We start from the raw sequence: 2,834 nt of genomic DNA on the forward strand, positions 1-2,834 counted from the left end.
AGAAATTGGAAACACTAACTAGGGTAATCTCCATATGTAACTCCTCCCTTATCGGGATAGTTCCCCCTTCGGGGGGATCCCTAGAAATTGGAAACCAACATTAGAGTGAAGGGGCTTTCTGCCTCGATCTCGATGTTCCCCCTTCGGGGGGATCCCTAGAAATTGGAAACAACACGACGCTGCCCATACTTAGGGTAGACTAGTACTAGTTCCCCCTTCGGGGGGATCCCTAGAAATTGGAAACAGCAAGAGCACGTGTTGCAACTAAAACTACAGCAAAGTTCCCCCTTCGGGGGGATCCCTAGAAATTGGAAACATTTTCTGGCTGTGGCGGAGTGACTACCGGATTTAAAGGTTCCCCCTTCGGGGGGATCCCTAGAAATTGGAAACTAAAAAATAAAAATTTCTGTAGTAGTATTACCGGAACAGTTCCCCCTTCGGGGGGATCCCTAGAAATTGGAAACTCGCAACTACTACTGGAACTACTCTAAGAACAAATGGGTGGTTCCCCCTTCGGGGGGATCCCTAGAAATTGGAAACCTTACCCCAAAGAGGGGCAAGTGCTTGCGTATGGCTGCCCGATAGTTCCCCCTTCGGGGGGATCCCTAGAAATTGGAAACAATTCCGCCACCGATCCTGGCTATACTGAGGACACGCTCACCCAAAGTAGGGGTGAGCTTTCACTCGGCAGCGATTCACATGAGTTTTTGGAAGGGCCTGTTCGGGTCAGCAGGAGCTGCTACAACCAAAGAGCCGGCGCAAACAGCTAGGGCCGACCGTCGCCAGGAAACGGTGGTGGTACGAGGGGAGACAATCCTCTTCAGCTTGGATCCCAACTTGGATCTGTACGAGCTAGAGGAGCTCTGCGATGCGGTGGGGTGGTCGCGTCGCCCCATTCACAAGGTGAGAAAAGCCCTGCAGCACAGCTTTTTGGTGGTGTCGATGTGGCAGCAGCGGGGCAGCTACCGTCGCCTCATCGGCTTTGCCCGGGCAACGTCCGACCACGCTTTCAATGCCACCATTTGGGATGTGGTGGTTCATCCCGATTTCCAGGGTAGGGGTCTGGGCAAGCGGCTGATGGAAAAGGTGATCCACGAGCTGCGCGCCCGAGACATCAGCAACATCACCCTTTTTGCCGATCAGGGAGTGGTCAGCTTTTACGAACGGCTGGGCTTCACCGCCGACCCTGAGGGGATCAAAGGCATGTTCTGGTATCCCCGCTAGCGTATGGCCCCTGTGGTGATTTTGCCCGGTTATCTGGCGGGTGCGTCGGAGTATGAGCCCCTGCGCCAAGAGCTGGAAGCCCGCGGCTATGCGGCACGGGTGGTGCCGTTGCAGGTGCGCAGTTGGTTTCCCACGCTGGGGGGAAGGCCTGTCACTCCCATCCTGTGGGCCCTTCGAGAGACCATCCAAAAGACCTGCGCTGAGTTTGGGGTTGACCGAGTTAACCTGGTGGCCCACTCCGCCGGCGGCTGGATTGCCCGCATCTACCTGGGATCCGTGCCCTATGGGGGACAGGTGTGGCAGGGGCGGGAGCAGGTCGCTGCGCTGATTAGCTTGGGATCCCCCCACACCAGCCGGGAGCGCTGGACGAAGCGCAATTTGGACTTTGTCAACACCCACTATCCGGGGGCCTTTTGGCCCGAGGTCAAATATGTGTGCGTGGCGGGCAGGGTCATCCAGGGGCAGAGGTTGAGTCTGGGATCCCTGTGGCGACAGGAGCATTATCTGGCTTGGCTGGCCTACAACAGCTATTGGCTCACGGCTGGACAGGGGGAATTGTGGGGCGATGGCATTACCCCCATCGAGGCTGCCCACCTGCAGGGGGCTGTTAACCTCACTCTGCCCAACTGCTACCATTCCGGTCGGGGTGGACGGCGCTGGTATGGATCCCCCGAGGTGGTGGAAACTTGGGCTCAGTATCTGGCTTAGGGCCGGGGTTTAGCTGCCAGGCTTGCTTGGGTCGCCGAGGGAAGTCTCGGGCAAAGAGGCGGCCGATTGGCGGCGTTCCTGCTGACGCCGGGCGGCTTTTACCATCTCCTCGACCACAGCCCGCGCCTGCTTCATGCGATCCAAACTGCTGCGATAGAGCTCCAGATCTTTTCTCACCCGCTCTGTTGAAAAGGGCAGCTTGCTCACCACATTCTCCAAAAAGCGGCGGGTGCGTTCTTCTGGTTCTTCGTAAAGGGACTTGGCCACAACTTCATAGGCTGTGTAAAGGCCAACAGCTAAGACCCGGCTGTAGGCGTAGGGCGGCTGAGTCATGCGCTCCAAAATGGCTTTCAACCCACCCACATCTTCCGCCTCTGGCTTGAGACAGAGGAGATCAAGTCTTTGACGGGGATCCCCGCTTCCCATCAACTCCAGCAGATCGCGGGCATTCTTGCGCAACACCTCCGGCTTGAGGTGCAGAGCCTTACAGAGGGCGTTGAAAATGGCTTCTCGCTGCTCAGGGGGGTGATAGGCTTCCATCAGCCCGTCGTAGAGGGTGACCAGCCCCAAGGCAAAAAACGGATCGTAGACGAAGGTGCTGTTGACGGTGGTCAGGTGCAGCTCCACCAACAACTCCTCCACCACCCGGCGATAGACGGCGTTGATCGGGCGAGGGTAGGCGCTGAAAAAGGCCGCTTTGGTGGCGGAGAGGGTGCGAACAGGATTCACAGGCAGACAAAAATGAGCTTGAGGATGGCTTCTCTGTTTTTTTATTCTCACCTGTGCTGACCCTGAGGGCAAGCTGTGTTGACATCCTCCCCGGCCTGAAGGCTGGAGATTCCTACCACGCTGCGCATGGATGGCTCCTTGCGCAGTCGTCTCGGCGGGTTCCTGCTTCCGAC

Annotated in this window: 3 protein-coding genes and 1 CRISPR repeat array; of the genes, 2 read left to right on the plus strand and 1 reads right to left on the minus strand. The window is 57.4% G+C overall.

Annotation, left to right across the window (positions count from 1 at the left end):
- Window positions 1-59: 59 nt before the first annotated feature.
- Window positions 60-620: direct repeats of the CRISPR family, unit length 36 nt; unit sequence GTTCCCCCTTCGGGGGGATCCCTAGAAATTGGAAAC.
- A gap of 79 nt (window positions 621-699) precedes the next feature.
- Both ACVWYY_RS14420 and ACVWYY_RS14425 read left to right on the plus strand, forming a co-directional pair.
- Window positions 700-1,224 (plus strand): GNAT family N-acetyltransferase, encoded by a 525-nt coding sequence (locus ACVWYY_RS14420; RefSeq protein WP_414343795.1) that lies wholly within the window; start codon window positions 700-702, stop codon window positions 1,222-1,224.
- Window positions 1,225-1,227: 3 nt separating this feature from the next.
- Window positions 1,228-1,932, plus strand: coding sequence for an esterase/lipase family protein (locus tag ACVWYY_RS14425; protein ID WP_011432154.1), 705 nt, complete (start codon window positions 1,228-1,230; stop codon window positions 1,930-1,932).
- A 9-nt stretch (window positions 1,933-1,941) separates the two neighbouring features.
- On the opposite strand, the gene psb29 is transcribed toward ACVWYY_RS14425, so the two are convergent.
- Complete coding sequence (gene psb29 / locus ACVWYY_RS14430) at window positions 1,942-2,661, minus strand: photosystem II biogenesis protein Psp29 (RefSeq protein ID WP_041436186.1); 720 nt, start codon at window positions 2,659-2,661, stop codon at window positions 1,942-1,944.
- Window positions 2,662-2,834: the final 173 nt, after the last annotated feature.

This window comes from Thermostichus sp. MS-CIW-34, assembly GCF_054060435.1.

Bases quoted from the DNA above. Each gene is read 5' to 3' on its own strand.
- ACVWYY_RS14420 (WP_414343795.1), top strand. From the start codon at position 700: ATGAGTTTTTGGAAGGGCCTGTTCGGGTCAGCAGGAGCTGCTACAACC.
- ACVWYY_RS14425 (WP_011432154.1), top strand. From the start codon at position 1,228: ATGGCCCCTGTGGTGATTTTGCCCGGTTATCTGGCGGGTGCGTCGGAG.